This is a genomic window from Luteimonas sp. 3794, from assembly GCF_031456825.1.
GTDB lineage: Bacteria > Pseudomonadota > Gammaproteobacteria > Xanthomonadales > Xanthomonadaceae > Luteimonas.
Genome location: NZ_JAVDVJ010000013.1, coordinates 33,144 through 59,119 on the forward strand (window position 1 = coordinate 33,144; position 25,976 = coordinate 59,119).

The window sequence follows — 25,976 nt, forward strand, 5'->3', positions numbered from 1 at the left end:
GGTGCGGATCGGGCTGCGCATCCTTCTCGGGTATTTCCTGATCGTCGCGTTGGCGGCGTTCCTGCTGATGCGCGTTTTCACTCAGGAGATCAAGCCCGGCGTGCGGCAGGCGATGGAGGACACGCTGGCCGACACTGCCAACGTGCTCGCTGAGCTGGCCACCGATGATTTTCTCGCCGGGCGCATCGACGACGGTCGCTTCGCCGCCCGCGTGCGCGCGCTGCGGGCGCGCGACATCGGTGCCAACATCTGGGGCTTCCGCAAGGCGCAGGCCGAGTACCGCATCTACGTCACCGATGCCGAAGGCCTCGTGGTGTTCGATTCGGCCGGCCGCGATCTCGGCCGCGACTATTCGCGCTGGAACGATGTGCTGCTGACGCTGCGCGGCCAGTACGGCGCGCGGTCCACCCTCAGTGATCCTGACGACGACAGCTCTTCCGTGATGTATGTCGCCGCGCCGATCCGCGACGGCAACCGCGTCGTCGGCGTGCTGACGGTGGCCAAGCCCAACAGCGCGATCGCGCCGTTCATCGCCCGCAGCGAACGCACCATCCTGCGTTGGGGCTTCGTGCTGCTCGGCAGTGCGCTGGCGGTCGGATTGCTCGCCGCCTGGTGGCTGTCGCGCCAGCTTGGCGGCCTGCGGCGCTATGCCGACAAGGTCACGGCAGGCGAGCGCGCGACGCTGCCGGATGCCGCTGGCGAGTTCGCCGATCTCGGCCGCGCGCTGGAAACGATGCGCGAGCGGCTGGAAGGCAAGCAGTACGTCGAGCGCTACGTGCACGCGCTGACCCACGAACTCAAAGCGCCGCTGGCGGCGGTGCGCGGCGCGTCGGAACTGCTCGAATCGCCATTGCCCGAGGCCGACCGCCTGCGCTTCGCAACCAACGTGCGCGAACAGAGCGAGCGCATGGCGCAGATGATCGACAAGCTGCTGGCGCTGGCCGCGGTCGAGCATCGCCAGCGGATCGAACAGCCGACCGCTATCGACGTGCCCACCCTCATCGATGCTGCAGTGGCGCCGTTCGCGGATTGCGGCGTGCAGGTGCAGCTGCACACCGCGGATGCGTCGGGGCTACGCATCCGCGGCGATGCATTCCTGCTGCGGCAGCTGCTGTCCAACCTGGTCGACAATGCCTGCGCGTTCTCGCCGGCCGGTGGCGTGGTCGAGGTCGAGGCGCTCAGCGACGGCGCCCGGCTGCAGATCAGCGTGTCCGATCGGGGCCCCGGCGTGCCGGACTATGCACTGCCGCGGGTGTTCGAGCGCTTCTTCTCGTTGCCGCGGCCCAATGGCCGCAGCCGCAGCAGCGGCCTCGGACTTGCGTTCGCCGCCGAGGCTGCGACGCTGCACGGCGGCGGCGTGCGCCTGGAACACCGCGAGGGCGGTGGCACGCGCGCAGTCGTCGAATTGCCGCTGCCCACCATCGGTTGAGACTTCTTCTTCGCTTCACACAGCCGCCCGCGTGCCACCACGCACGCGGCGCAGTCTGCGCGCATCCCAACACGGAGCGTCGCGATGCGACTGATGCTGAAGATACTGATCATTGCCGGCCTGAGCCTGGCGATCCTGATACCCCTGGTGCTGATCCGCGCCGTGATCCATGACCGTGAGCAGCATCGTGCGGCGGCGGTCTCGCGCATCGCCTCGAGCGAGGCGGGCGCGCAGACGCTGAGCGCGCCGGTACTCGTGGTCCCCTATACCGAACGCGTGGAGGTCGAGCAGACCGACGACCAGGGCCGGTCGACCGGCCGCGTCTGGCGTGACCGTAGTGGCGTGTGGACGTTCTTTCCCAAGACCATGGAGATGACCGGCACGATGGCGCCGTATCTGCGCCAGCTCGGCCTGCACGACGTACGCATGTACGCGCTCGGTGGGCAGCTCTCCGCAGACTTCGATGTCAGGATTCCCGAAGATGCCGAAGGTCTGCCGCCTCGGCGTATCGGGACGCCGTGGGTCGGCTATACGATCGCCGATGTCCGCGGCCTGCGCGGCGCGCCGCGGCTGCGCATCGACGGCAGCGGGACCGCATTGCACCAGGGCTCGGGCAGCGAGGGCGGCAGCGGCGTGCATGCGCTGCTTGCGCAGCCGGTCCTGGCCGGTGCGCCGGTGCGCCTGCGCACGGTGCTGGATTTCGAACTGAGCGGCGCCGAGACGCTGGCCGTGGTGCCGCTGGCCGACGAGAACACCGTGACGCTGGATTCGCCGTGGCCGCACCCGCAGTTCAATGGCCGGTTCCTGCCGCGCGCCCGCGAGGTCGGCACGGGCGGGTTCCATGCCGAGTGGGCGGTCTCGTCACTGGCCAGCGATGCGCAGCTGCAGTACCGCAACGGCACCCGCGCCGAATCCCACACCGCGTCGTTGTTGCGGGGTCACGGCGATGCCGGCGTCGACGTGCTCGGCATCTCGCTGGTGGACCCGGTCGACGCCTATACCCGGGCGGATCGCGCCAGCAAGTACGGCATCGTCTTCGTGCTGCTCACCTTCACCGCGTTCTTCATGTTCGAGATGCTGCGCGGGCTGCGCATCCATCCCATCCAGTACGGATTGGTGGGCCTGGCGCTGGCGATCTTCTTCCTGCTGCTGCTCGGCCTGTCGGAACACATCGCCTTCGACTGGGCCTATCTCGCTGCCAGCGGTGCATGCATCGGCCTGATCGGCGTGTATCTGGCCGCGGTGCTGCGCAGCCGGCTGCGCGGGCTGGGCTTCGCGGCCGGGCTCGGCCTGCTCTACGCCGCGCTGTTCGGATTGCTGATCTCGGAAGACAACGCGCTGGTGCTGGGCGCGGGCCTGCTGTTCGTGATCCTCGCGGCGATCATGCTGGTCACCCGCCGGGTGGACTGGTACCAGGTGGCGGTCACGCCGACGGCGACGCCGCCGCCCTTGCCGCGCTGATCCACCCGGTCTTGCGCACGTGGCCTCAGGCATGCCTGGGGCCATGCTGCGTTGCGCGGTGCAGACGAAGCGCCGACCGCGCGCATGCGAAACTCCCGCCATGACGTCTTCAGCACCCACCGTGCGCGCGCTGTCGGGCGACGCGATGCACCCCTGGCTCGATGCGGTCGCGCAGCTGCGCATGACCGTCTTCCGGGACTGGCCCTATCTGTATGCAGGCGACGCGGATTACGAGCGAGCGTATCTGGCCGCGTATGCGCGCTCGCCGCGCAGCGTGTTCGTGCTGGCCTTCGACGGCGACACGGTGGTGGGCGCCTCCACCGGCCTGCCACTGGCCGACGACACGGCCGAGTTCCAGGCGCCGTTTGTCGATCAGGATGTCGCCGTGGATCGCGTGTTCTATTTCGGCGAATCGCTGTTGCTGCCGCAGTGGCGCGGGCGCGGCCTCGGCCACCAGTTCTTCGATCTGCGCGAGGCGCATGCGCGCGCGCTGGGCGATTTCGACCTGACCGCCTTCGCTGCCGTCGATCGCGCCGAGGATGACCCGCGTCGGCCCGGCGCGCATCACGACAACGAGGTGTTCTGGCACAAGCGCGGCTATGTGCGGCAGCCGGGCATGACGATGCTGCTGCGCTGGAACGAGGTCGACGTCGGTGAAGTGGCGCACCCGATGACGTTCTGGACCCGTCCGCTGGACGCCGGCGCATGAGGGTCGCCGCCGCACGTTATGCGATCGGCATGCCGCCGGATTTCGAGGCCTTCGCCGCGCATCAGCGCCGCCTGCTCGGTGACGCCGCCGCGCTGGGTGCGCAGGTCGCGGTGCTGCCGGAATACCTCGCACTGGAACTGGCCGCGACCTTCGACGACAGCGTGCGCGGCGACACGTTGGCCTCGATGGCGGCGGTCCAGCGCTACCGCGAAGACTGGCGCACCCTCTTCGCCGGCCTCGCCCGCGACACCGGCATGCACATCGTCGCCGGCTCGTTTCTGCTCGACATCGGCGGCGGTCGCTACCGCAACCGCAGTGATGTGTTTGCGCCGGACGGCGGACACGGCTGGCAGGACAAGCTGCAGCTGACCGGCTTCGAGAAGGCAACCGGCGTGATCGATCCCGGCGATACCCTGAAGGTCTTCGATCTGGGTGGCGTACGCGCCGGTATCTCGATCTGCTACGACATCGAGTTCCCGTTGCCGGCGCGCACGCAGTGGGAAGCCGGCGCACGCCTGCTGCTGGTGCCCAGCTGCACCGATACCGCCGCCGGCGCGACCCGCGTGCGCGTGGGCTGCCTGGCCCGCGCGCTGGAAAACCGCTGTTTCGTCGTCCAGTCGGTGACGGCGGGTGACGCGCCATGGACGCCGATCCTCGACGTCAACACGGGTCGCGCGGGGCTGTTCGCGCCAATGGATGTGGGGTTCCCGTCCGGTGGGGTGCTGATCGAGACCGGCGACGCGGATGTCTGGGCGATCGCCGATCTCGATGTCGATGCGCTGGAGGCGGCGCGCGTCGATGCGCAGGTCGACAATGATCGGGATTGGGTGGGGCAGGGGCGGCCGGCGTTGGTGAGGGCGGTGTTGTCGTCTTTTGAGTCGTCCCGTTAGTTTTTCTGAGCCTGGAAAGAAGTAGTCGCCGACTCCACTGCGGGCAAGACAACATCTTCGATTCTGCTTTGACTCCGAAGCGGGCTTACAGCCGAGCTTTTGATCTTCGATCCGCCGCGCTGCGCACACCCACCCGGAGGGCGCCGCCCAGGGATGGGCGGCGTTTTCCGACCGAGGCAGGATGCCGAGTCGGAAAATCCCGGTGCACGTGACGCCGCGGGGTGTGGACGTATCGGGGAGACGTTTTTCTTTGGTTCTGTTTCTTTGACTCGCATCTTCGGGGCCGGCTTTGCCGTTCGCGCTGCGCGCGTGGGCGTCAACCAAAAGAAATGAACTCGGCCGCGTCAGCGGACAAAAGCGGTTGACGTTGCTACTCCGCCTCTTCGCCTGAGGCGATACATAAGATGAAATGCTTCCACTCGCCTTGCGGCGAGCGGGTTCATTTCTTTTGTTGGCCCAAAAGAAACGGAACCAAAGAAAAGGGCCAGCCCCGACGGGGCTCACCCGGCGTGTCACTCGTTCCGGGATTTTTCGACTCGCCATCCTGGCTCGGTCGAAAAACGCCGCACATCCATGTGCGGCGCCCTACGGGTCTGCGGGCTGCCCGGCGGCGATCTGGAGAGCGAAAAGCGGAAAAGCGGAAAGCGGAAAGTTGCTTTGTCGACATCAAGTCGGATCAGATGACGGTACCCGCCCAGAGCGAAGTGGCGCCGAGCACGCTCCCGATCGCCGTCGCCGCTAAGACATCACTCGGATAGTGCAAACCCAGCACCACCCGCGACACCGCCACACTCGCCGCGAACGGCACCAGCACCCCGGCGAGCATCGGATACCAGGCGACCGCGACGATCGAGAACGACACCGCGTGCAGAGTGTGCCCGGATGGAAAACTGAACTCGTCGAGCGGTGCGACCCAGGCGCGGATGCGGCCGTCGGCGGCGAAGGGGCGGGGGCGTTTGGTCCAGCGCTTGAGGGACTTGTAGAGCAGCAGTGCGACCGCGCCGGTCGCGGCCATGTGTGTCGCGGCGACGAGACCGTCGAAGCCGTCGACCAGCACCAGCGCGGCCATCAGCAGATACCAGAGCACGCCGTCGCCGAGGCGGCTGACGGTCGCGAAGTAGCGGCGGATCCACAGCCGGGTGCAGGCGCGGTTGGCGCGCAGGCACCAGCCGGTGTCGTGGTGGAGCAGTCGGCTACGCGGCGGCGCGTCCATCGGCATCCTCGGCATCGGTCTGGCTGGAAGGCGGTTGACGCGCGTCCGTGCCTGCGCGCAGGCCGGCCAGCAGTGCATCGAGATCGTCGGCAACGTGCGCAGGCGTCAGGCGGCGCATGGCGTCGCGACCGGCAAGGCCCATCGCGCGGCGCGCGACCGGATCGCACGCCAGCGCGACGGCGGCGACGACGAAGGCATCCTCGTCGTCGCCGGCGATGCGTGCGCCATGCGCGCCGTCGCACAGGTGTTCGGTGGCCGCGCCGTGGTCGAAGGCGACCTGCGGCACACCGCAGGCCATCGATTCGAGCACGACGTTGCCGAAGGTCTCGCTGCGACTGGGGAACAGGAACAGGTCGGCGCTGGCGAAATGCCGGCCGAGTTCATCGCCGCGCTGCGCGCCGCTGAAGATGAAATCCGGATTGGCCGCCTGCAGCGCGCTGCGCTCGGGACCGTCGCCGACGAACACCATGCGCGCTTCGGGGTGCTCGACCTGCAGCGCACGGAATGCGCGCACCGCGAGCCCGAGGTTCTTTTCCGCGGCGATGCGGCCGACATGGATCGCGACCAGGCCGTTTCCGTCCACACCCCATTGCCTGCGCAGGTCGGCGTCGCGCCGCGCCGGATCGAACTGCGCGCAGTCGACCGCGCGCGACAGCACCACCGGGTGGCCGATGCCGGCTTCGCGCAGTTCCTGCGCCAGGGCGCGGGTGGCGACGAGCGTCGCGTCGGCGCGCGCATGGAAGCTACGCATCCAGGACAGTGCCGCAGGTTGCAGCCAGGGCAGGCCGTAGGCGGCCATGTAGAGATCGAACCGGGTGTGCAGGGCGGTGACGACCGGAATCCCGAGCGTGTGCGCGGCATTGAGCGCCGACCAGCCCAGGGGGCCTTCGGTCGCCACGTACAGCGCGTCAGGGCGGGCGGCGCGCCAGCGGGTATGCAGTCGCCGGCCGGCAGGCAATGCGAGGCGCAGGCCCGGATAGCGGGGCACGCGCAGACCGCGGATGCGGAGTGACTGCGCGTCAGCGCCCGGCGGCTCACCGGCGCGAGTCGGCCGGACGATCTCCACCTCGTGGCCGCGTGCACGCAGGCCACGGACATAGGATTGCAGCGTCAGGGCCACGCCGTTGATATCGGGCGGGTACGTATCGGTGACGATCGCGTAGCGCATCGTTCGGTCCGGTCGCTGGTTGTGCGCAGCTTGCGGACCGTCGATGCCGTGGCGATGACCGGGGTTTGACGCTTCGGTGACAGCGTGGCGAAGCGTGTGGGCGCACGCTTGCATGCAGTGGGCTTGGCCGACCCACCGCATCGCGCGCGAGCGCGCGTCCACGGATCGTCAGCGCCGATTCAATCCGCCGTCAGTGCCAACGTGATTCCGAGCGCGGCCATGTCGTCGGGCTCGCCTTCCAGATCGGTGCGCAGCAGCGGGCGTGCATCCAGCCATTGGCGCGGCAGACGCAGCTGCAGCAGTGGACCCTCGGCGCTCGCGTCCAGGCGCGGGATCTCGTCGGCCTCGTGGCTGCGGTGCAGCAGCACCGCCAGACGCAGCAGGGCCGCGGTGCGTCGCGCCTGCAGCAGCAGGCGGTCGGGCAACGCGTCGAATGCGGACTTGCCGATCTTGCGCCGCTGGCAACGCACCAGGGTCGAGAGAAACTGCTGTTCCTGCCGCGAGAAGCCGGCGATGTCGGAATGCTCGAGCACGTAGGCGCCGTGCACGTGGTACTGGCTGTGGGCGATCACCAGGCCCAGTTCGTGCACGCGCGCGGCCCAGGCCAGCATGCGCAGATCGTCGCCGTCCAGGCTCCAGCTGCGCGCCACCTGGTCGAACAGGCGCAGCGCGGTACCTTCCACGCGCGTAGCCTGCGCCTGGTCGATGCCGTAGCGCTGCTCCAGGGCGGCGATCGAGCTGCCGCGCGGATCGTCGCTGCCGCCGCGGCCGAGCATGTCGCGCAGCACGCCTTCGCGCATCGCCGCCTTGCTGACCTGCATGCGGTCGATGCCCAGCACCTGGAACGCGGCTTCGAGCACGAGCACGCCGCCCGCGATGATCGGTCGCCGGTCGTCGGACAAGCCCGGCAGCTGGATCGCGTCGATATGGCCCGCCTGCAGCAGTGTGTCGCGCACGAGTGGCAGGGCCTGCGCGGTCACGGCGCCCTTGGTCAGTTTCATCGCCGCGCAGATCTCGCCGATCGCCTTGTTGGTACCCGAGGCGCCCACCACTTCCTGCCAGCCGAGCGTGCGGTAGGTGCTGGCGAACTGCTGGAACTCCGCCGACACTTCCGCCAGCGCTTCGCGCCAGCGTTTCTTCGACAGCTTGCCGCCGGGAAAGAACCGTCGCGTGCTGGCGATGCAGCCGATCTGCAGGCTTTCGCGCTCCAGCGCATCGAAGCCGCTGCCGATGATGCATTCGGTCGAACCGCCGCCGATGTCGATCACCAGCCGGCGCTCGCCGGGCTTGGGGGGCTGCGCGTGCGAGACCCCGAGATAGATCAGACGCGCTTCCTCGCGCCCCGAGATCACCTCGATCGCGTGGCCCAGCGCAGTTTCGGCCGGCACCAGGAAGGCCTGCGGCGCGGCCAGCCGGCGCACGGTGTTGGTGGCGAGTGCGCGGACGCGCTGCGGGGGGATGTCACGAATGCGCTGCCCAAAACGCGACAGGCACTGCAGCGCACGCTGACGGACATCGGGCGTGAGGCCGCCGCGGCCATCGAGGCCTTCGGCCATGCGCACGGTCTCGCGCAAACGATCGACGACGCGCAGCTGGCCCAGCGTGTAGCGGGCCACGACCATATGGAAACTGTTGGAGCCCAGGTCGATCGCGGCGAGCATTTCGCCATCCTCGAGCGGTGCCGTCAGTGCTTCGGCGAGCGCGAGCGTGTCATGACCGGTCATGGCATTCCTGGGTGCCGCGGCGCAGGGCGCATCCGCAGCGTTGGGGGAGCCGGCATGTTAATGCATGCCGGTCCCAACACCCGCGTGCTCAGCCGCACAGATGGGTGAGCAGCCAGCCCTGGGCGGAATGCGGGGCCGTGTCGCCATCGGGCACGATCTTGCTGTAGCTGCCGTCCTCGCGCAGTTCCCAGGCGTTGAGGTTGTCGGCCAGATAGTTGTCCAGCGATTCGCTGCGCACGCGCACCGCGAGGTCCGGGTCGAGAATCGGAAACCCGGTCTCCACGCGCCGCAGCAGGTTGCGCTCCAGCCAGTCGGCGCTGGCGCAGAACAGGTCCGGGTCGCCGTCGTTGGCGAACCAGTAGACGCGGTGATGTTCGAGAAAGCGACCGACGATCGAACGTACCCGGATGTTCTCGGACACGCCCGGTACGCCGGGGCGGAGCGCGCACGCGCCGCGGATGATCAGATCGATCTCCACGCCGGCCTGTGAGGCCACGTACAAGGCGCGCATCACCTGCGGCTCGTTGAGTGCGTTCATCTTGGCGACAATGCGACCCGGTCGGCCGGCCCTGGCGTGCTCGGTCTCGCGTTCGATGCGCGCGATCACGCCGGCGTGCAGCGTAAAGGGCGACTGCAGGAGTCGCTTGAGCCCGATCGCCGGCGCCAGACCCGACATCTGCTGGAACAGCAGATGCACGTCGTTGCTGATGTCCGGATCGGTCGTCAGCAGGCCGAAGTCGGTGTACACCCGCGCGGTGCCGGCGTGGTAATTGCCCGTGCCCAGGTGCACGTAGCGGCGCAGCTTGCGGCCTTCCCGGCGCACCACCAGCAGCATCTTGGCGTGGGTCTTGTAGCCGACCACGCCGTAGACCACCTGCACGCCGGCTTCCTGCAGCCGGTCGGCCAGGCCCAGATTGGCTTCCTCGTCGAAACGCGCGCGCAGTTCGACGACGACGGTCACGTCCTTGCCGTTGCGCGCGGCCTGGATCAGGTGCTCGACGATCCCCGAGTCCTTGCCCGTGCGGTAGAGCGTCTGCTTGATCGCCAGCACGTTCGGGTCTTCGGCCGCCTGCTTGATCAGCTCCAGCACCGGCGCGAACGAATCGAAGGGGTGGTGCAGCAGGATGTCGCCGTCGGCGATGAGTTCGAACATCGCATCGGTGCCCTTGGGCATCCGCTGCTGGAAGGTCGGGAACTTGAGGTCCGGTCGCTGCACCAGATCGAAGATCTGGCTGATGCGGTTGAGATTCACCGGTCCGTCGATGCGGTAGACCGCGTTCTCGGGCAGGTCGAAGTTCTGCAGCAGCGTGCGCACGATCGGCTTCGGGCATTTGGCGGAAATCTCCAGCCGCATTGCCCGCAGATAGCCACGTCCGGCGAGCTCGTCGCGCAGCGCCAGAGCAAGGTTTTCGACTTCCTCGTCGTCGACGATCAGCTCCGAATTGCGGGTCACGCGGAACTGGTAGGCACCCTTGACGTCCATGCCGGGGAACAGTTCGTGCACGAACTCCGACAGCACCGACGACAGGAACACGAAGTCGTACTCGCCCCCGGAAATGCTCTCGGGCAACTGGATGATGCGTGGCAGCGAGCGCGGTGCACGCACGATGGCGAGGTTGCCCACGCGTCCGAACGCATCCTTGCCCTTGAGCACGACGACGATGTTGAGCGATTTGTTGAGGATTTTCGGGAACGGATGCGCGGGGTCGAGCCCTAGCGGCGACAGCACCGGCATCACTTCGTCACGGAAGTAGGCACGCAGCCAGCGGGTCTGGCGCGCCGTCCACTGGTCGCGACCCAGCACGCGCACCCCGGCCTCGGACATCGCCGGCCGCAACACCTGGTTCCAGCACGAGTACTGCGCTTCGACCAGTTGCGCGGTGCGCTCGTGGATGCGCTTGAGCACGGTGGCCGGCGTCAGCCCGTCGGGCGGCAGTGGTACGCCGAAGTCCTGCGCGTGGTGCATCGTGGCGGCGCGGATCTCGAAGAATTCGTCGAGGTTGGTGCAGGCGATGCACAGATACTTCAGGCGCTCGAGCAACGGCACCGATTCGTCCTGCGCCTGCGCCAGCACGCGGAAGTTGAAGTCCAGCTGCGACAGTTCGCGGTTGAGATACAGCGCCGGGTCGCGCAGCGGATCGACCGGCTCGCCCGGCATCTCGACCGGCTGGGCGCCTTGGGGGGACTTCGCGGCTTTCTGCACGCGTGTACGGGCGGCACTCATGCGGTGGCTCCAAAATACTGGGCGTCGCGGGCGCGGATGCGCTCGGCGGTGAAATGACAGGCGAAGCGGCTGCCGGCGCCCACTTCGCTCTCGATCTCGAGCCGCGCCTGATGCAGGTGCAGCACGTGCTTGACGATGGCCAGGCCCAGGCCGGTGCCGCCGGATTCGCGCGAACGGCTCGTCGATACGCGATAGAAACGCTCGGTAATGCGCGGCAGGTGCGCGGCGGGAATACCGTAGCCGGTGTCCTCGACCGACAGGGCCACACCGCCGTCCGCAATCGGCGCGTAGCGGATGGTAATGCGGCCGCCGGCAGGCGTGTAGCGCACCGCATTGCTGACGAGGTTGGAGAATGCACTGTGCAGTTCGCGAGTCGAACCGACAAGATCGGTCGGTGAGGCATCCTCGAGCGTAATCGTGTGCCGGCCCTGGCTCAGGACCTCGAGTTCGCGCCGCAGCGTCACCAGCATGGATGCCATCGACACGGTTTCGTCGCCCACGCCCTCCTGCGCCTCCAGTCGCGACAGGGTTAGCAGGTCCTCGACCAGCTGGGTCATGCGCTGCGACTGGTTCTGCATCTCGGCCAGCATCGGCGCCCATTCCGGCTGTTCGGCCGGATCGAGCATGTCCAGATACCCGTGCACGACCGTCAACGGCGTGCGCAGTTCATGCGAGACATTGGCGACGAAGTCGCGGCGCATCTGCTCGAGCTTCATGATCCGGGTGACATCGCGGGCGAGCAGCAGCCACAGATCGTCGGAATAAGGAATCAACCGCAATTCCAGCCGCGTGCCCGAAGAATGCGGGGAGGGCACGTCGAGCATCGGCTCGGCGCGGCGGCCCTGCGCCAGCCAGTGCGCGACCGGCAGCGGCTGCAGCCTGTCCCCGACCGGTTTGCCGACATCGCGCGGCATCTGCAGCCCCAGCAGGCTGGTCGCCGCGCGGTTGAACCACTGCACGCGCTGGCTGTTGCGGTCCACCACAACCACCGCATCCGGCAGCGCGGCCGCGACGGCGCGATAGGCGCGCAGCATGGCGATCAGGCGGCGTTTGCGCGCACGCATGTCCTGTTGTCCCCGGTGCAGCATGCGATCGGTCTCCTGCCACACGCCATCTCCCTGCGGCGGCGGCACACGGCTGCGCGAGGTCAGTCGCGTCAGCAGGTCATAGAGTTTCCAGTAGTGCCAGGCCAGCACACCCAGCGCCGCGACCGCCAGCGCCATCCAGATATGGTCGGCCAGTGCCCCCAGTACAGCCGCCACGCCGAGCACGGCAACAAGCTGCACCAGTGTGCGGGTCCAGGCGACGTGGATACGAGGTGGCATGTCGTTGAGTCTAGGCAATGTGGGGTGACAGGTTGGCGTAAGAAATCTGGATGTCGAGGGTGCTTCTGGTCTTGCTGTTGCTGTTGCTGTTGCTGTTGCTGTTGCTCTGGCTCTGGCTCTGGCTCTGGCGGTTGCCGTTACCTGAAACAGAACGCCCCGCAAAACAACGCTTACCCGGAGGGCGCCGCCCATGGATGGGTGGCGTTTTCCGACCGAGCCAGGATGGCAAGTCGGAAAATCCCCGCGCACCCCAAGCCGCGGGCTTCGGACGTGTCGGGGAGACGTTTTTCTTTGGTTCCGTTTCTTTGACTCGCATCTTCAATGCTCGCCCCTTCGGGGCCGGCTTCGCCGTTCGCGCTACGCGCGTGGGGCGTCAACCAAAAGAAATGAACTCGGCCGCGCCAGCGGACGAAAGCGTCTGACGTTGCTTTTCGTCCTCTCGCCAAGGGCGATACAAGAAAGATCAAACGCTTCCACTCGCCTTACGGCGAGCGGGTTCATTTCTTTTGCTGGCCCAAAAGAAACCGAACCAAAGAAAAGGGCCAGCCCCGACGGAGCGAATCCAGTCATTCGTTCGTTCCGGCATTTTCCGACTCGCCATCCTGGCTCGGTCGGAAAACGGCGGGCATCCATGCCCGCCGCCCTCCGGGTGTGCGCTGTGCGCTGCGCCGTCGCGAAGATCAAGAGCCGAGCGCTTCGTGCGCGGGCGCGTCAGACCGACGCCGAGAACCGATACCCCGACCCCCGCACCGTCTGCACCATCCCATCCAGTGCACTCGGCTCGAGCGTCTTGCGTAGCCGGCGGATGTGCACGTCGACCGTGCGTTCCTCGACGTAGACACTGCCGCCCCAGACGTGGTCGAGCAGCTGCGAGCGGCTGTAGACGCGTTCGGGATGGGTCATGAAGAAGTGCAGAAGGCGGTACTCGGTGGGTCCGATCGTCACCGGCGCGTCGCTGGCGAACACGCGATGGGCGGCGCCGTCGATGCGCAGGGCGCCGACGGTGACGCTGCCGTCCTCGTCGTCGTCACGGGCGCGGCGCATGACCGCGCGGATGCGGGCCAGCAGTTCGCGGGCCGAGAACGGCTTGACCACGTAGTCGTCGACGCCGGCTTCCAGCCCGCCGACCCGATCGTTCTCTTCGCCGCGGGCGGTGAGCATGATGATCGGGATGTCGCGCGTCAGCGCGTCCTTGCGCCAGCGGCGCGCCAGTTCCAGGCCGCTGGTCCCGGGTAGCATCCAGTCGAGCAGGATCAGGTCCGGCACGCGGTCGACGATCGCCGACTGCGCCTCGCGCGCGTCGCCGGCGTGCATCGGCTCGAATTCCCCCTTGCGGAGCGCGAAGGCGACCATGTCACGGATCGCTGGTTCGTCATCGACGATGAGGATGCGTTTCTGCATGGATCTGTCCATAGCGCCGGTGGGATGGCGCCATTACACGACAGTTTTGTGACGGTTTGGCGACACGGTGCGGCCCGGCAGCACCGGACCTGCAGGCCTCGGGATCACGCTCGTGACGGCGCCGTGCCAAACGCGGTCTGGCGACGCCCGTCGCACCAAAGACATTCGATGCGGCGAATGGCGGCGCCTTGGATCTCGGGCTGGAACATCCGCAGCCAGACCTGGTGTCAGCGGCAGGCGCCAGGCAGTCGACGATCACCGTCGGCTCGAGCGGGTTCAACGCCGCCGCAGATCCTCGTCGCGGATGCCCTGTCGCCGCAGTTCGAGCACGGTGGGCGTGATCGACGCGATCCGTGCGTCGATCCGTGTGCGCGCGTAATAGTCCAGATCCTCGCGCTTTTTCAGCGTATTGAGCTGGATCAACGCTTGCTCGGGGCGGCCTCCGAGCACGGCGGCCTCGGCCCAGGCCTCACCGGCCCGCACCGGATCTCCCGCGGTTTCGCTGGCCCGCGCGAATGCGCGGTGGAACGCCGGATCGCCGCCGGACGAGGTGAGCAGCGGGCGCAGGATGGCTTGCGCCCGCAGGCCGGCTTCGGGGGTATTGCGTTCGGCCAGCGCGGCAGCGTAGGTCAACACCACCGCCGGATGCCGCGGCATCCGGTCGAGCAGACGCTCGAAGCGCTGGTCTGCCGCCGCGATACGACCGGCGCGCGCGTCGATCTCGGCGACGCCGAGGGTGAGCCAGACGTCTCCGGGATACTCGGCCAGCAGCTCTGCATAGGCCTTGCCTGCAGCGTCGAACTCGTTCAGCCGCTGCCGCGCGACGGCGAGCCCGTAGCGCTGGGCGTCGGTCAACGGGCCATTGCGGCGCATCGCCTCGTATTCGCGCACCGCCTGCGCAGGAGTGTTGGCGCTGAGTACCCGCAACCGCTCGCGCGCCCAGCCGAAAGCGGTGCCGTCGATGCCCGACAGCGCATCCGACGGCAGGTGCAGTCCGGCCGGCAACATCGGGTTGCCGAAGCCGCGCGCCGGCGCCTGGGCGCCTGCATTGACCGCCACGCGCTCGGTGCGTGTGCCTTCGGGCGTCGAGGTCGTGACCTGGACGGTGTCCCGGCTCATCCGTTCGGCGCGGTCGCGCGCTTCGCTGATGCGCGTGGTGGTGACCGGGTGGGTACGCAGGTAATCGGGCAGCCGCTCGCGGTCGCCGCCCTGGTTGGTGCGTGACACCGCCTGCATGCGCTCGAACATCGTGGCCATGCTGTCAGGGTCGTAGCCGGCGCGCGACAGCGTGCGGATGCCCAGTCGGTCGGCCTCCGATTCGTTGGAGCGGGTGTAGTCGATCTGGCGCTGCAGGGCGAGCCCCTGTGCGCCGGCAATCACGGCCATCGCCGCGTCGTCCGAGGAATTGCTGCCGCTCTGCGACGCCACCGCGATCGCGCCGAGCATCGCCAGCAGCATCGGCACCTGGTCGCGCTGCGCACGCTCCACACCGCGCAGGACGTGGGCCTGGGTGACATGCGCCACTTCGTGCGCGAGCACCGCGGCCACCTCGTCCTCGGTCTCGGCGGCCAGCACCAGCCCGGCGTTCATGCCGATGTAGCCACCCAGCGTGGCGAAGGCATTGATGCTGCGGTCGCGCATCATGAAGAACGTGAACGGCTGCTGCGGCTGGTCGCTCGATGCCGCGAGGCGGTTGCCGGTGCTGCGCAGCCAGCTGTCGACCAGGGGATCCTCGAGAACGTAGTCGTAATGACGCAACTGGGCGAGCAGCATCTGGCCGTATTCGGCCTGCCGCGCTGGACTGAGCACCGCCCCGGCCGAGGATCCGATGTCCGGCAACCGCGTGTCCTGGGCCGGTGCACCCGCCGTGGCCGTCGCCAGCACCAGTGCCGTGATCATCGGCAGTCGCGCGAGGCGGGCAGGGCGGTGCAGGGTCTGGGCTCGGCGCATCGGCGGTTTCGCGAAAAGATGAAGGTGCAGCATGCAGGGGGCATGCTGGGCAGGCGTGAATGCCATGTTAAGGCGGGTATTTGCGCCGAGCGATGCAAAAAACACGGCGTCGTCGCCCCATCTGACCGACAATCGACCGACAAGTTTCCGGAGACCGCCGTGACCCCCGATTCCCCCAGCCCCGCATCCACCGCCGCCGCGCCCGAGATCGTCATGTACACCAGCGCGATCTGCGGCTACTGCATGGCGGCCAAGACCTTCCTGAAGAACCAGGGACTCGAGTGGCGTGAGGTGCGTATCGATCTCGACGTCGCCGAGCGCGAGCGCATGATGGCCCGCGCGCGACGCACCAGCGTGCCGCAGATCTTCGTCGGCGAGACCCATGTGGGCGGCTACGACGACATGATGGCGCTGCACCGCAAGGGTGGTTTCCTGCCGCTGGTCCAGGGCGCAGGCGCATGAGCGAGGACACCGAAACCGATCGCGTCGCCGAGTTCAGCGCGTACCGCAAGCGCATGAACGAACGCATCCTTGCCGAACCCAACCAGGTCGTGCGTCGCTTCTTCGCGCTCGACACGCAGACCTACCAGGCCGGTGCGCTGGATCTGAAAACCAAGGAACTGCTGGGACTCGTCGCTTCGATGGTGCTGCGCTGCGACGACTGCATCAGTTACCACGTGGCCCAATGCAAGGAGGCCGGCGCGACGCGTGAGGAACTGTTCGAGACGTTCTCGGTGGGGCTCGTGGTTGGCGGCAGTATCGTGATTCCGCACATGCGTCGCGCGGTCGATTTTCTCGATCGTCTGGAGCAGGGTGAGGCGGGCGCGCCGGCGGTGCATCCGCACGATTGACGCGGGATCGTCGACGCACGCGCGGCGCTGCCCGTGCGCCAGCGCGACGCCGGCGAGAAGGCGGCGTTTGGGTCGGATGGGGCGGCTCGGGCATAATGCGCGGGTTTCCCCCTCACCCGACGCCGCGCCTCGCGCGTCGTCCCTGCGCACGGAATCCCACCTCACATGACCCACACGATCACGGTCATCCGCGGCGACGGCATCGGCCCGGAAATCATGGACGCGACCCTGCACGTGCTCGACGCGATGCAGCTCGGCCTCAGCTACGAAGACGCGGACGCCGGCCTGATGGCGCTCGAAAAGCACGGCGAACTGCTGCCGGCTGCGACGCTCGAATCGATCCGCCGCAACAAGATCGCGCTCAAGAGCCCGCTGACCACGCCGGTCGGCGGCGGCTTCAGCTCGATCAACGTGGAACTGCGGCGTCAGTTCGACCTCTACGCCAACGTGCGTCCGGCGACCTCGTTCCCGAACACGCGCTCGCGGTTCGCGGATGGCGTCAACCTGATCACGATTCGCGAGAACACCGAAGGTTCGTACATCAGCGAAGGCCAGGAAACCTCGGCCGACGGCGAGACCGCGGTATCGATCACGCGCATCACCCGCAAGGGTTCGGACCGCATCGTGCGTTACGCGTTCGAGCTGGCGCGCAAGACCGGTCGCAAGAAGGTCACGATCGTTCACAAGGCGAACATCCTCAAGAGCACCTCGGGCCTGTTCCTGAAGGTCGCGCGCGAAGTGGCGGCCGAGTACCCGGACATCGAAGCCAACGAGATGATCGTCGACAACACCTGCATGCAGCTGGTGATGCGTCCCGAGCAGTTCGACATCATCGTGACGACGAACCTGTTTGGCGACATCATCTCCGACCTGTGCGCCGGCCTCGTCGGCGGCCTGGGGCTGGCCCCGGGCGCGAACATCGGTACCGACGCGGCGATCTTCGAAGCCGTGCACGGCTCGGCGCCCGACATTGCCGGCAAGGGCGTCGCCAATCCCTGCGCGCTGCTGCTCGCCGCTGCGCAGATGCTCGACCATCTGGCGCTGCCGGACCAAGCCGAGCGCCTGCGCAAGGCGATCGTCGCCACGCTCGATGCCAAGGACGGCGTGACGCCGGATCTGGGCGGCACCGGCAATACGATGGCGTTCGCGAAAGCCATCGCGTCGCGCCTCTGAGAACGGCGGCAGTTCGCGCGCCGACGCGCGTCGGCGCTTCGAGCACACACACGGGACGCTTCGGCGTCCCGTTTTTCGTTGCAGGTCATCCCGCCGGTCGTCATGACGGGCGCGCCGCGTCCTGCGCACAATGCGCGGACGTTTTCGCCGCACGGATTCCATCCGCATGACCGACCGCTCCGGCGCACTGGCGCTGACGCCGCTGCTGCTGTTCCTCGCGCTGTTCTTCGGCGCCGGGCTGTACTTCACCGCCCAGGGCGAGCCGATGGGCTTCTACCAGCTGCGCGCGCCGGTCGCGATCCTGCCGGCGCTGGCACTCGCCGCATGGATCGCGCATCGCCGCGGGCTGCAGGCCGGCGACATCCTGCTGCGCGGCATGGGCGATCCGAACATCGTGCTGATGTGCCTGATCTTCCTGCTGGCCGGCGCGTTCGCGTATGTGTCGAGCGCGATCGGCGCGGTCGATGCCGTGGTCTCCATCGGCCTGTCGGCGATCCCCGCGACCCTGGTCCTGCCCGGCCTGTTTTTGCTGTCCGGGCTGATTGCCCTGGCGATCGGCTCGTCGATGGGCACGATCGCATCGGTCGTGCCCATCGCGCTGGGCGTTGCAGAGGCGTCGGGCCTCGACCGTGCGCTGGTGGTCGGGGCGGTCATTGGCGGCGCGATGTTCGGCGACAATCTCTCGGTGATCTCCGATACGACGATCGCCGCGACCCGCACCCAGGGCGCGCAGATGCGCGACAAGTTCCGCGAGAACTTCAGGATCGCGGTGCCGGCCGGACTGGCGACCCTCGTGCTGCTCGGCGCGCTGGGCAGCGCGTCTCCGATCGATGCCGAGCCCACCGGATCGGCCTGGCTGATGCTGCCGTATGTGATCGTGCTGGCGCTCGCGCTGGCCGGCGTCAACGTGCTCATCGTGCTGGGTCTGGGCATCGTGCTGGCCGGTGGTTTCGGCCTGGCGTTTGCCGACGACTATGGCGTGGTGCCGTTCGTGGGCGACATCTGGAGCGGTTTCGAGGGCATGATCGAAATCCTGCTGCTGTCCTTGCTGATCGGCGGGCTCGGCGCGCTGACCAAGGCCAGTGGCGGGCTGGACTGGCTGGCCGGCCTGATCGCGAAGCTCGCACGCGGACGCCGCGGACGCCGCTCGGGCGAGTTCAGCATCGCCGCCCTTTCAGGTGCGGCGGATGTCTTCACTGCCAACAACACCGTCGCGATCCTCGTCAGCGGCAGCGTGGCACGCGACATTGCCGGCCAGCACGGCATCAGTCCGCGGCGCGCGGCCAGTCTGCTGGACATTTTTGCCTGCGTCGCGCAGGGCGTGCTGCCCTACGGCGCGCAGATCCTGCTGGCCGCCTCGCTTGCGTCGGTCTCACCGCTCGCGCTCGCCGGCAGCGTGCACTATTGCTGGCTGCTGGGCGCGGTGGCGATCGGTTTCATGCTGTGGCCGGGCCGCAAGGACGTCGGTGCAATAGAGGCGCCGACGACGCGAAGTTGACGGCGGGTGAGCCCCGCGAGGTGTTCCGCGCTGGAGGCGCGCGCTTGCGCGCGATGAAACACCGGTACCGCCGCATCGCGCGCAAGCGCGTTTCTGCAAAAAAAATCCGCTCTCATGGCCGGCGCAGCGGACGACAAGGCGCATGCGTGCGGAGTGTCATGCAGCGACATCAGGACGCGAACGCGGGGATCATCTTCGAAGTCGGGCTGCGCGCCCTGCGCCTGGCACCAAAGAAAAAGGCGCCTTTCGGCGCCTTTTTCCGTGCTGCGCGCCCGGGCTCAGCGCGATTGCAACTTCGACAGCAGGCGCAGGAACTCGATGTACAGCCAGACCAGCGTGACCATCAGGCCGAACGCGCCGTACCACTCCATGTACTTCGGTGCGCCCTGTTCGACGCCGGTTTCGATGAAGTCGAAATCCAGCACCAGGTTCAGTGCGGCAATGACGATCACGAACAGGCTGAAACCGATGCCGACCAGGCCCGATTCGTGGATCAGCGGGATCGACACGCCGAAGAAGCCCAGCACGATCGTCGCCAGGTACACCAGCGCGATGCCGCCAGTCGCGGCCACGACGCCCAGCTTGAAGTTCTCGGTCGCCTTGATCAGGCCGGTGCGGTAGGCGAACAGCAACGCGAACAGCGTGCCGAAGGTGAGCATCACGGCCTGCAGCACGATGCCTTCGTACATGAAGTTGTACATGGCCGAAATCGCGCCGAGGAAGAAGCCTTCCACCAGCGCATAGGCCGGCGCGGTGACCGGCGCCCACTCTTTTTTGAACACGGTGACCATCGCCAGGATGAAGCCGCCGATCAGGCCGCCCCACATGTAGATGCCGAAACCGGGCTGCGGACGGCCATCGGGTCCGAATTCGACCTGCGACCAGGCGAACGCTGCGGTGAGGATCGTCAACAGCAGCAGAAAGCCGGTCTTGTTGACGGTGCCGTTGAGAGTCATCGCCTGGCCGTCGCGTGAAACGACGCTGCCGCTGGCGAGATCGAGGAAGGTGGATTCCTTCAGTGCGGGATTGCCGCTGCGCATGGTCTAAGCCCCTGTCTGTCCATGGATTCGGATCGGAAGGGAGGATACACGTGCATCCGTATGCTGCGCTGCATTGACAGCACGCGCGGCGGTCGTACAATTGCGCCCTTCGTACGGTCCTGGCCGTGTCGGGGTCAGGTTCGACCGCTTGTTCCGGCGGGGTATAGCGCAGTCTGGTAGCGCGCCTGCTTTGGGAGCAGGATGTCGGGGGTTCGAATCCCTCTACCCCGACCACCGGGTACCAGCCGCGTTTATCATTCGACGCACTGGCGCCCGTAGCTCAACCGGATAGAGCACCGACCTTCTAAGTCGGGGGTTACAGGTTCGATTCCTGTCGGGCGCGCCATTGAATCAAAGGCTTACGATAGCTCTCGCTGTTGCTCCTGACTATTGTCCTGACAATTAGTGCAGCCTTGTTGCGGTTTGAGTTCGTCGCTGCCAGTATCCTGCGACGCATGCCTTCGGTACGGATACCTAGATCTTGGCAACTTGCCCATGACTGCGCCTGCACCGGCGACCAAGTTCGACGAGCTTTACACGCAGGCCATTAGCTATTTGCGCAAGCAAGCTTGGCCGAGTGAATTTGAGTTGCGTAGGCTCGAGCGCGAAGCGCTGAATCTCAGCAACGCGACCACGGTCGGTTCGTTGGAGATTCGCGCTCATATCGCGGCCTACAAGTCAGACTTCGCTTCCGCGGTGGCGCTGTACGACCGCGCCTTGTCTCTCACAGCCGACTTCATGACGCTGCTTCGCGGCATGAATGTGATGCAGATTGGCGGGGAGTCGCGGTGGGTTTTTGAGAAGTTCAAACGCCATCACGATGCGATCGTCTCTAGTCCAGAAGCGATGCGTGGCGTCGAGGTGATGCTGGCTTGTTCGGGCTATTTTCGATCGGCGATGGAGTTAGCTGATCGTATGAGCAATGCAGGCATTGAGCGCGATCCGCTTCTTACAAGTACCGCAACGCCTCAGTATCCACTCCAAGAGCGAGGCCGAGATGACGTCGAGGTTGCGGAGGTCGTGGCATGTGCCAATCGTTTTCTTTTCGATAGGAAAGTGCGCGTCCGGGCGCTTCAGCCAACAGTGATAGCGCTTGAAAGTGGTGAAGACTCACTTTTGGTTACTTTCCATGTTCACGTGGCGCCGGAGACTGCAGCGCAGCTCGAATGGGACCTCTACGGCGAACTAGGCGAGCGCAGTTTCCCAGTCGAAGAATCCGGCTCGTTGCGACTTGTTCTCGCCGCGGACTGGGACGAGCTGGAAGCTAGGCCGGCAGAAAAGGTAGAGCAGGAAGGATCCAATGCCTACAGTCACTGAAGACTTGCGTGAGTTTGCTAAAGCAGCGGCGAATCATTCTGCAAAAGAAGTAGAACTTCGTGCCTCGATTAGCAGAGCCTACTACTCCTGTTTTCACGATGTGTTGCCTTTTGCGTCGATGTTGCCTGAGTCAGCTCGCTATAGACCAGGCGTGAAACATGTGACCCATGAGGACGTCTACCATCGAATTCTCGAATGGAACGTCTCGGGCGTGTGTTCGAAGCTTGCGACATATTCAGCAACGAAGTCTCAGCTGTGCCGGGCTCTGGACGCTGCTCGCTTGCTGCGCGTAAAAGCAGATTACGACCTTGATCAAACTGTTTCGCTCAATGAAGCATTGACTCAGATTGAGAGAGCTCGGCTGGTTTCGCGCCAGATGTACCAGGTGTACGAAGAGATCGATAAAGCTGCAGCGTGATCCTGCGGCGTTAGTTCTTCATACCGCGGAATTAGTCATCTGCTGGCTCAACCATCGGCAAATCGTGGTTGTACAGGTTCGCCATCGAGTCGGTCACGTGGCCAGCTGCGTGTTTCTTGTCCGCGCCGGTGCCCTTCGTATCCGTGATGCCGCGGTGCTTGAGGCCGTGCATGGCGAACCGGTCTTCGGGCGCGATTATCCCGGCCTTCAGCGCGGCGCGCATCATCTTCCCCCAGCTGCTTTTGAAGCCGTCGCGCGTGAGCGGCGTGCCGTCCTCGCTGACGAATAGCGCGCGCTGTTCTGGCCGGATCGGCGTGGCGAACCCTTTGCGCGCCCAGATGGTGGCGCGGTGCGCCTGCAGCGCGGCGATCGCCTCGCGCATGCGGCTGCCGATGCGCACCTGGTTGTCGCGGCTGCCCTTGCGCCGGCGCGTCTTGAGCAGCTCGACAGCTTCGCTGCTTGCGTCAGCCAGCACCTCGGTCACCTGTCCGTCGTGAAGGGTGATCACCTCGATCCTGCGCAGGCACGCCTGGAAGGCGAGCTCCATCGCCGCCCAGAGGTATGGCGGCTGTCGGCCCTTCTCCCGCGGTTGTAGTTCGCTGCCGGCCTTCGCGTAGTCGTAGATCTTGCGGAATGCCTCGGGCGTCGGCATGCGGGCGTTGCGCACTTCCTTGACCTGCCGCACGCCGCGCGCTGCGTTGGTGCGGCACAGGCCGCGCTCGATGCCGAACGAGAACAGCTGGCGCAGGTAGCGCAGCCAGGCGTTCGCCTTCGTCGGGTAGGGCGGCACCGGCTCCCCGCCGGGCTTGTCCGCAGGACGGCCATCGGCGATCTGTACCAGCGACCGCTGCCCGACTTGTCCCACAGCATGCCGGCAGTCAGCCGCGTCTGGTCGATGTGCGCAGGGATCGATGGGTCGTGCTTGCGGGGGGCTTCCTCTTCCCATGGCGTGCCTACAGGGCGTCCGCGCCGAGCATGCCCTCGTTCGCCGCTGGCGACCCGATGCCGAGGGCTCGGTTGAGGGCGTCGACGGTGGTGATCACACCGCCCCGGCTGTCGTAGGTGATCGGCAGGCCGATGCGCTTTGCCCGTGCTTCGACGGTCACGGCGCGGCGGCAGCTTGTCAGGGTCTGGCTGGCAGATGCGCTGCAGGTCTTCGATCCCTTGGGGGCCGCAAGGCCGCTACCCCGGCCGCGACCCGATCACCGACCTGCCCTGGATCGAGAATCCAGCAGCGCCGCCCCCGCAACCGCCCGCCCTTCGAGTCCACGTCGTGCTCAATTCTGTTTCAGTGGTCCGGCTTCCGGATCGCACGCCCATCGCGGCCGACACGGTCGACCTGTCCTCCAACGTCGAAAGCGCTTACTGGACGCTGCGAATGACACTGGCCGATCCAGGCCATGTCGCGCTGCTGCGACCGACCGTCGACGGGCCTGCGCAGGTGTAAGTCAATATGAATGGATATGTCTGGACCGCGATCATCGAAGGCTGTGAAGGCAGTCGCGAGTTCGCCAACCGTGGGGTCACGGTGATCGGCCGATCGCGCACTACCGTGCTCGACGACCCGTATGCGCCGCAACGCAGCGCGGCCGAGTCCGAGATCCGCACCGCGCGGCAACTGGCCGAGGCCGAGCTGACCAACACGGGTTTCACCCTCGATTGAGCCGGTGTGGACTGGTTGGTGCCTGGCGGTGCCTGGTACTACCAGAACCTCACGCCGATGGCGGTGCTGCAGCGGATTGCCGCGGCGCGAGGCGCGGTGATCCAGTCGCATCCGTCCGAGCTTGATCTGCACGTGCGCTCGCGCTATCCGGCCAGCCCGTGGGCGTGGAACTCGACGGTGGCCGACATCGTGCTGCCGGGCAGCTGGGTGACCGCCGAGTCCGCGCGCCTGCAGTCGCGACCGTTGTTCGACGCGGTGATCGTGAGCGGCGAGCAGCAGGGGGCCCTCGGCCGCATCACGCGAGCCGGCAGTGCAGGGGAGACCTTCGCCGAGCAGGTGGTCGACCAGTTGATCACAGAAGCGGCCGTTGCCGCAGAGCGCGGGCGCGTGGTGCTCGGCGATCGCGGCGAGCAGGAGCTGGTGGACATGCGCATTCCGCCGTTCGTCCAGGGCGAGATCACCGGCGGCGCCCCGGGCCTCTACACCCCGCTGCAACTGATAGAAGTGCAGGACGTCGCAGAGACGTGGAAGGGGTTCGGCGTCAGCGTCACCATCAGCGCACGCCGCGCGGGCACTGCGGACGCCGGCCTCGAGATCTGGCAGAACGTATCCATCGAGAGGCACCTGACCGATGCGAGTTAACACCTGGTCGCGCTTCCGCGGCCTGCAGGCCAGCGAGACAACCCTCGTCGCCACGGTTACCGCCCATAACTCCGACGTCACCTCGACGCTTGAGGCGCCCGAGGGCTACGAGACATGCGCGCGATCGGGCAGGACGTACCAATAGGCAACAACGCCTATCTCACAGGCGGCCGCATCACAGGCGGTGCGCCGCGGCTGCCGGTGATCAATCTCACGGTGTAGAAATTTCCTGACGCCGATTCAAGCAGCAGTCGCATTGAGGGCCACGGTGCACTCGCTACCCTGAGTGCACAGCACGTGCGCGCGCAGCGGCCCTACACCTCCCAAGGATGTCGCCGCGATCGCCGGTCTACGCCCAGCGCACGCTGCTTCTCGAACTTCATTCGGGTTAATGCGCTCTCACGCCGTTCTGTGGACCCGCTCAAGTTTCCACTGCAACCGCACTGGTACGTTCTTCGCGCGGCATGTTGCCGCTGGACTAATGCAAAGGAGAATGCGTAATGAAAGGAACTCTAATCGCTGCACTCGCCGTCGTCGCACTGGCTATGGCCCCCAAGATCGCAAGCGCTCAGTCGGTTTCGATCGCGTGCGAACCCAGCAATTTCTGTTTCTCGGATGCTCAGGGTGTTTCTTACGACACGATCTCGTGGTCGGCGAACACGTTCAACACCGGGGCTATTTTCCCGGCGAACTGCACCAACAAGAGCTTCTGCCGGTTCTATTGCCCGACACGGCAGGGCTTCATCAACATGACGGTGAACTACAGCCTTGGTGGGCAAGTCGTTGGGTCTGCTTCGTCGCAGGTGCGCTGTACTGCGCAGGATATCTAAACCTCGAATTGTCCTCGCGGCTCGTCTCACGCATGAGGCGGACCGCTCTTCGTCTCGACTTTACGGAGAATGCGAAATGAAGCGCAGAATCAGGAAGACACTCGCAGCTGTGGCCTTTGCAGCCGCTGTCGTCACAGCTGGTAGCGCGGTGGCCCAGCCAAATATCGCCTGTTCGTTCGATGGCCAAACTGCGACCGTCGAGCGACGCTTGGGCGGTACGTATGAAGTGTGGGAGTGCTTCGCAGGCGATTGGTACTTCGTGCAGCTCTGCAACCGTGACGGCACCTGCCAAGCAGTCTGATTCCATTAGCTCTCGTCATACCCTGCGCATGGCCGCGTTCGACACGCGGCCGTGCGCCATCTCCTCACACCACGTACCCTCGCCGAAACTGTACATCCGTATTTCTCGCGCTCGCCGGCTCCAACGACGGGCGCACGGTGCTCGGCGCCGGTCTCAGTTCTTGCGATGAGTAGTAATACTGCTCGAGACGGGAAGTGCTTCGTCTGAATGCGCTGCGTCAGCCCTCGCTCTCGTCCACCGGCTCCAGAAACTCCCGACCGCCTTGATTGCGGGGGTTGTTCACGGACCGAGACACCCGGGTCAACTTCAGCTCCGGCACCTCGGCAGAGAGCAGCATCGCCATCGCGTCGTCAGGGGAAGCGGTCATCCATACCTCGGTCTGCTCTGGATCGAGGAACACCGGCATGCGTGGGTGCACGTCTCCCGCAGGCCCGACGCCGTCCTGGACGACCACTGTGCAGCTCCCGTCTTCAGTGGGTTCCTGCAGTGGGTGGCGCGGCTCCCACTGGGCCGCGTAGAGCTGTTGACCGTCTGCGCGGGCGATGAAATAGGGCTGTTTGACGCCGCCAGGCAACTGCTCCCACTCGTAGTAGCCCGCTATCGGGATCAGGCACCGGTGGTTGCGCCAGGCGTGCCGGAACGCCGGCTTCGTAGTGATCGTCTCGATACGCGCGTTGAAGGTGGCATAACCGCCGAGCTCCTTCGCCCAAGGCGGAATCAGGCCCACCGCAGCCGGCGCGCGGCGAGGT

26 protein-coding genes and 2 tRNA genes are annotated in these 25,976 nt (G+C 66.5%); 17 read left to right on the forward strand and 11 right to left on the reverse strand.

The genetic code is table 11. The features are described 5' to 3' along the window. Nucleotide 1 precedes the first annotated feature (1 nt). The 4 genes from creC (at nt 2) to J2X52_RS14690 (ending at nt 4,489) form a co-directional block, all read left to right on the forward strand. Nucleotides 2-1,429, forward strand: a complete 1,428-nt coding sequence (gene creC / locus J2X52_RS14675; RefSeq protein WP_310154901.1) for a two-component system sensor histidine kinase CreC — start codon at nt 2-4, stop codon at nt 1,427-1,429. Between the two features lie 84 nt (nt 1,430-1,513). Beyond that, nucleotides 1,514-2,890, forward strand: a complete 1,377-nt coding sequence (gene creD, locus J2X52_RS14680) for a cell envelope integrity protein CreD (protein ID WP_310154906.1) — start codon at nt 1,514-1,516, stop codon at nt 2,888-2,890. Between the two features lie 100 nt (nt 2,891-2,990). After that, nucleotides 2,991-3,599 carry a GNAT family N-acetyltransferase gene (locus J2X52_RS14685; protein WP_310154909.1) on the forward strand — a complete coding sequence of 203 codons (609 nt, stop codon included), beginning with the start codon at nt 2,991-2,993 and terminating at the stop codon, nt 3,597-3,599. Beyond that, nucleotides 3,596-4,489: a carbon-nitrogen hydrolase family protein gene (locus J2X52_RS14690; RefSeq protein ID WP_310154912.1), complete on the forward strand. Its 894-nt coding sequence runs from the start codon at nt 3,596-3,598 to the stop codon at nt 4,487-4,489. The genes J2X52_RS14685 and J2X52_RS14690 overlap by 4 nt, the downstream gene beginning before the upstream one ends. Nucleotides 4,490-5,165: 676 nt before the next feature. Here J2X52_RS14690 and J2X52_RS14695 read toward each other — a convergent pair. The 5 genes from J2X52_RS14695 to phoR form a co-directional block, all read right to left on the reverse strand. Then, entirely contained in the window at nt 5,166-5,702 is a 537-nt protein-coding gene (locus J2X52_RS14695) for a phosphatase PAP2 family protein (RefSeq protein ID WP_310154915.1), read from the reverse strand. After that, entirely contained in the window at nt 5,683-6,870 is a 1,188-nt protein-coding gene (locus J2X52_RS14700) for a glycosyltransferase family 1 protein (protein ID WP_310154918.1), read from the reverse strand. Before J2X52_RS14700 ends, J2X52_RS14695 begins: the two co-directional genes overlap by 20 nt. Nucleotides 6,871-7,049: 179 nt before the next feature. Then, on the reverse strand, nt 7,050-8,594 hold the full coding sequence (ppx, locus tag J2X52_RS14705) for an exopolyphosphatase (protein ID WP_310154921.1): 1,545 nt from the start codon (nt 8,592-8,594) through the stop codon (nt 7,050-7,052). A gap of 88 nt (nt 8,595-8,682) precedes the next feature. Beyond that, nucleotides 8,683-10,752: a polyphosphate kinase 1 gene (gene ppk1 / locus J2X52_RS14710; protein WP_310155041.1), complete on the reverse strand. Its 2,070-nt coding sequence runs from the start codon at nt 10,750-10,752 to the stop codon at nt 8,683-8,685. Nucleotides 10,753-10,814: 62 nt separating this feature from the next. Then, entirely contained in the window at nt 10,815-12,143 is a 1,329-nt protein-coding gene (gene phoR, locus J2X52_RS14715) for a phosphate regulon sensor histidine kinase PhoR (RefSeq protein WP_310154924.1), read from the reverse strand. 59 nt (nt 12,144-12,202) lie between these two features. On the opposite strand from phoR, the gene J2X52_RS14720 reads away from it, so the two are divergent. Next, the gene (locus J2X52_RS14720; protein ID WP_310154926.1) at nt 12,203-12,565 is read left to right on the forward strand and encodes a hypothetical protein; all 363 of its coding nucleotides are present in this window, start codon (nt 12,203-12,205) and stop codon (nt 12,563-12,565) included. Between the two features lie 289 nt (nt 12,566-12,854). Here J2X52_RS14720 and phoB read toward each other — a convergent pair whose 3' ends face one another. Together phoB and J2X52_RS14730 are read right to left on the reverse strand one after the other, a co-directional pair. Beyond that, entirely contained in the window at nt 12,855-13,544 is a 690-nt protein-coding gene (phoB, locus tag J2X52_RS14725; protein WP_232138165.1) for a phosphate regulon transcriptional regulator PhoB, read from the reverse strand. A 276-nt stretch (nt 13,545-13,820) separates the two neighbouring features. Then, entirely contained in the window at nt 13,821-15,494 is a 1,674-nt protein-coding gene (locus J2X52_RS14730) for a M48 family metalloprotease (protein ID WP_310154929.1), read from the reverse strand. Nucleotides 15,495-15,707: 213 nt separating this feature from the next. Between J2X52_RS14730 and grxC the strand changes: the two genes are divergently transcribed. The 4 genes from grxC to J2X52_RS14750 all read left to right on the forward strand — a co-directional run bounded on the left by grxC (nt 15,708) and on the right by J2X52_RS14750 (nt 19,016). Continuing rightward, nucleotides 15,708-15,956 carry a glutaredoxin 3 gene (gene grxC / locus J2X52_RS14735; RefSeq protein ID WP_310155044.1) on the forward strand — a complete coding sequence of 83 codons (249 nt, stop codon included), beginning with the start codon at nt 15,708-15,710 and terminating at the stop codon, nt 15,954-15,956. Further along, nucleotides 15,953-16,345: a carboxymuconolactone decarboxylase family protein gene (locus J2X52_RS14740; protein WP_310154932.1), complete on the forward strand. Its 393-nt coding sequence runs from the start codon at nt 15,953-15,955 to the stop codon at nt 16,343-16,345. The genes grxC and J2X52_RS14740 overlap by 4 nt, the downstream gene beginning before the upstream one ends. Nucleotides 16,346-16,510: 165 nt before the next feature. Continuing rightward, nucleotides 16,511-17,518: an isocitrate dehydrogenase gene (locus J2X52_RS14745; protein WP_310154937.1), complete on the forward strand. Its 1,008-nt coding sequence runs from the start codon at nt 16,511-16,513 to the stop codon at nt 17,516-17,518. Nucleotides 17,519-17,684: 166 nt separating this feature from the next. Beyond that, a complete protein-coding gene (locus tag J2X52_RS14750; protein WP_310154940.1) occupies nt 17,685-19,016 on the forward strand; it encodes a Na+/H+ antiporter NhaC family protein in 1,332 nt (443 codons plus the stop codon). 278 nt (nt 19,017-19,294) lie between these two features. Here J2X52_RS14750 and J2X52_RS14755 read toward each other — a convergent pair whose 3' ends face one another. Next, nucleotides 19,295-20,056 carry a Bax inhibitor-1/YccA family protein gene (locus tag J2X52_RS14755; protein ID WP_310154943.1) on the reverse strand — a complete coding sequence of 254 codons (762 nt, stop codon included), beginning with the start codon at nt 20,054-20,056 and terminating at the stop codon, nt 19,295-19,297. 157 nt (nt 20,057-20,213) lie between these two features. Here J2X52_RS14755 and J2X52_RS14760 point away from each other — a divergent pair. The 4 genes from J2X52_RS14760 (at nt 20,214) to J2X52_RS14775 (ending at nt 21,791) form a co-directional block, all read left to right on the forward strand. After that, nucleotides 20,214-20,290 (forward strand) — tRNA-Pro (locus J2X52_RS14760). Between the two features lie 35 nt (nt 20,291-20,325). After that, nucleotides 20,326-20,402: transfer RNA gene (locus J2X52_RS14765), tRNA-Arg, on the forward strand. 149 nt (nt 20,403-20,551) lie between these two features. After that, complete coding sequence (locus tag J2X52_RS14770) at nt 20,552-21,373, forward strand: hypothetical protein (protein WP_310154946.1); 822 nt, start codon at nt 20,552-20,554, stop codon at nt 21,371-21,373. Continuing rightward, on the forward strand, nt 21,357-21,791 hold the full coding sequence (locus tag J2X52_RS14775; protein ID WP_310154947.1) for a hypothetical protein: 435 nt from the start codon (nt 21,357-21,359) through the stop codon (nt 21,789-21,791). The genes J2X52_RS14770 and J2X52_RS14775 overlap by 17 nt, the downstream gene beginning before the upstream one ends. Nucleotides 21,792-21,822: 31 nt before the next feature. Here J2X52_RS14775 and J2X52_RS14780 read toward each other — a convergent pair whose 3' ends face one another. Both J2X52_RS14780 and J2X52_RS14785 read right to left on the reverse strand, forming a co-directional pair. After that, nucleotides 21,823-22,476 carry a tyrosine-type recombinase/integrase gene (locus J2X52_RS14780; RefSeq protein WP_310154950.1) on the reverse strand — a complete coding sequence of 218 codons (654 nt, stop codon included), beginning with the start codon at nt 22,474-22,476 and terminating at the stop codon, nt 21,823-21,825. Nucleotides 22,477-22,744: 268 nt separating this feature from the next. Further along, on the reverse strand, nt 22,745-22,897 hold the full coding sequence (locus J2X52_RS14785) for a hypothetical protein (RefSeq protein WP_310154953.1): 153 nt from the start codon (nt 22,895-22,897) through the stop codon (nt 22,745-22,747). Between the two features lie 167 nt (nt 22,898-23,064). Here J2X52_RS14785 and J2X52_RS14790 point away from each other — a divergent pair, with 167 nt between their 5' ends. From J2X52_RS14790 to J2X52_RS14805, 4 genes are all read left to right on the forward strand, one after another. Next, nucleotides 23,065-23,238: a hypothetical protein gene (locus J2X52_RS14790; protein ID WP_310154955.1), complete on the forward strand. Its 174-nt coding sequence runs from the start codon at nt 23,065-23,067 to the stop codon at nt 23,236-23,238. A gap of 6 nt (nt 23,239-23,244) precedes the next feature. Next, complete coding sequence (locus J2X52_RS14795; RefSeq protein WP_310154959.1) at nt 23,245-23,454, forward strand: hypothetical protein; 210 nt, start codon at nt 23,245-23,247, stop codon at nt 23,452-23,454. A gap of 6 nt (nt 23,455-23,460) precedes the next feature. Further along, entirely contained in the window at nt 23,461-24,096 is a 636-nt protein-coding gene (locus tag J2X52_RS14800; protein ID WP_310154962.1) for a hypothetical protein, read from the forward strand. 500 nt (nt 24,097-24,596) lie between these two features. Beyond that, a complete protein-coding gene (locus tag J2X52_RS14805; protein ID WP_310154966.1) occupies nt 24,597-24,926 on the forward strand; it encodes a hypothetical protein in 330 nt (109 codons plus the stop codon). A 518-nt stretch (nt 24,927-25,444) separates the two neighbouring features. Here J2X52_RS14805 and J2X52_RS14810 read toward each other — a convergent pair. Then, nucleotides 25,445-25,954: an SOS response-associated peptidase gene (locus tag J2X52_RS14810; protein WP_310154969.1), complete on the reverse strand. Its 510-nt coding sequence runs from the start codon at nt 25,952-25,954 to the stop codon at nt 25,445-25,447. Nucleotides 25,955-25,976 lie beyond the last annotated feature (22 nt).